This is a genomic window from Microcystis sp. LE19-41.2A (assembly GCF_027530405.1).
Taxonomy (GTDB): Bacteria; Cyanobacteriota; Cyanobacteriia; order Cyanobacteriales; family Microcystaceae; genus Microcystis; species Microcystis aeruginosa.
The window spans coordinates 1-2,006 of sequence record NZ_JAPZQJ010000083.1 but is presented as its reverse complement, the minus strand read 5'-3'; the positions used below and the strand labels follow the sequence as shown (position 1 = coordinate 2,006).

The window sequence follows — 2,006 nt, the reverse complement described above, 5'->3', positions numbered from 1 at the left end:
CTCTTTCGGTCTTTATAGGCGCTAAATTCAATCCATTCATATTTTAAAAATCTCCATAATATTTCAATTAAATTTAAATCAGGTGAATAAGTGGGCAACCAAAATATTTTCAAGTTTTTCTTTTCCCATTCCTCAAGTTTCTCCATAAATGCCTCGCTGGTATGAATGGAAGCTTGGTCAATTATTATGACGGTTACTAGCGAGATAGTTATTAATTTTCTGGATAAATATTGCCAAAATATACAGAAAAAAACCGTCATAATAATTGTCCAGCACTTTTTTAACGTAAGCGAGGAGGCTCTTTCGGTCTTTATAGGCGCTAAATTCAATCCATTCATATTTTAAAAATCTCCATAATATTTCAATTAAATTTAAATCAGGTGAATAAGTGGGCAACCAAAATATTTTCAAGTTTTTCTTTTCCCATTCCTCAAGTTTATCGATAAATGCATCGCTGGTATGAATGGAAGCTTGGTCAATTATTATGACAGTTTTTTTCTGTATATTTTGGCAATATTTATCCAGAAAATTGATAACTGTCTCGCTAGTAACCGTTCCGACCTGTGTCTCATAAAATAATTGATTATCTCGTTTCATTATTCCTAAAATATTTAGTCTTTTACCTTCAATTGGTGGTAACTTTATCGTGGTTTTTTCTTCTTGCCAAGCATCAGGAATACAAGGCTTTGAATCCCATCCCATTTCATCCAAATATCCTATCTCAATCTCTCCTCTTTTTTCCTGTTTTTTGAGTTCTTCTAAAATAGGTAGTTTGACCTCAAGCTCCCACTCCTCAGGGGTTTTGCCCACCCCTCTTCTCACCCTTTTCCACCTCATGTTGATTTTTTTTATTAGTCTTTTTATCGTGTCTTTGCTTAGGGTTAATTTCCATTCTTCTACAAGTTTGATCTGGATTTTTTTTAAGCTTTTCGGTTCTTCTTTTACCCAGTCAATAACTTGTTGGCTTTGTGCTTCTGTCAATTTAGGTTTTCTCCCTCTTCCTCGACGATTATAAAAACCAATTAGTTTTCTATCTTCCCAGGCCGTCAACCAATTATAGATGGTCTTTCTCGTAACTCCAAATATTCCGCTCAATTCTTCTATCGGGGTTCCCTGAAAACTTAAGAGTATACATTTCGCTCGCTCTCTTACTTGATGATGTTTACTAGCTCGATAAATTCTCTCTAGCATTTTCTGGCTCTCGGGGTTTAGGTCTCTAATAAATCTCATTGTATTTTCCTGCTACTTCGTTTCTTCATGTATTATACTTCTTAATTTTTTATTTGGGTAATTAATTTTGCATGACTACTTATTAGAAAAAAAGTTAGCGATCACTTGTCAACCAAGGGTTTCAGAATCTGGATTCGGTCAGGGATTTCCGAAAGTTCCAGAAGAGCGTTAATAGTCTCGACAATAGAACGCTTACGGGATAAAAGCTTGTCATAAAGGCGGATTAAGCGATTTTTCAGGTTCCGCTTGGGTTTAGCAAAAAACTCAATACCAAAATCTTTGAGCAGTTCCTCCCCCAGGGATTGAGAGACATAACCTCGGTCAGCAAAAACTTTGCCAAACAAGGATTGTAGCAATTTGTTCACGGGTTTGCGGTCGTCCACATTGCCGGGGGTAAGGTGAACATTAGATCTCTTGCAAAAGTAATCAAGATATATATTTTTGTCGGTAACGAAGTTCGTAATTGTAGATACCAGCAATCAAATTCAATCTCAGACCAAATCGCCGTCTGCGATTTCTGTATCTTGATGAAAGTATCCGAAATATTTTGAGACGACGATGAATATGTTCTATAACTATGCGCCGTTGTGATAACTGACGGTTGGCTTTTTTTTGCTCTTTACTTAGTTTTTCTTTTTTCTTTTTTTTATGAGGAATTTGACTGTTTTGATGGATTTTCTGAATCCCTTGATAGCCTTTGTCCCCTAATATTTCTATTTCCTTATTTAACCCTATTTTACTCTCTTTCCACAACCGAAAATCATGGACTCTTCCTT

At 35.7% G+C, this 2,006-nt stretch carries 2 protein-coding genes and 2 pseudogenes; all 4 read right to left on the bottom strand.

The features are described 5' to 3' along the window. Nucleotides 1-200, bottom strand: a pseudogene (locus O9290_RS03600) (transposase); the annotation flags it as partial. Then, nucleotides 178-1,230: an IS630 family transposase gene (locus O9290_RS03595; protein ID WP_288086717.1), complete on the bottom strand. Its 1,053-nt coding sequence runs from the start codon at nt 1,228-1,230 to the stop codon at nt 178-180. The pseudogene O9290_RS03600 and the gene O9290_RS03595, both read right to left, overlap by 23 nt. 143 nt (nt 1,231-1,373) lie before the next feature. Beyond that, a pseudogene (locus O9290_RS03590) lies at nt 1,374-1,637 on the bottom strand (transposase); the annotation flags it as partial. A 19-nt stretch (nt 1,638-1,656) separates the two neighbouring features. Beyond that, on the bottom strand, nt 1,657-2,006 hold a 350-nt coding region (locus O9290_RS03585; protein WP_288086715.1), incomplete at its 5' end, for a transposase family protein.

What these genes read in the sequence shown, in the direction of transcription:
- O9290_RS03595 (WP_288086717.1), bottom strand. Translation starts at nt 1,230, where the DNA reads ATGAGATTTATTAGAGACCTAAACCCCGAGAGCCAGAAAATGCTAGAG.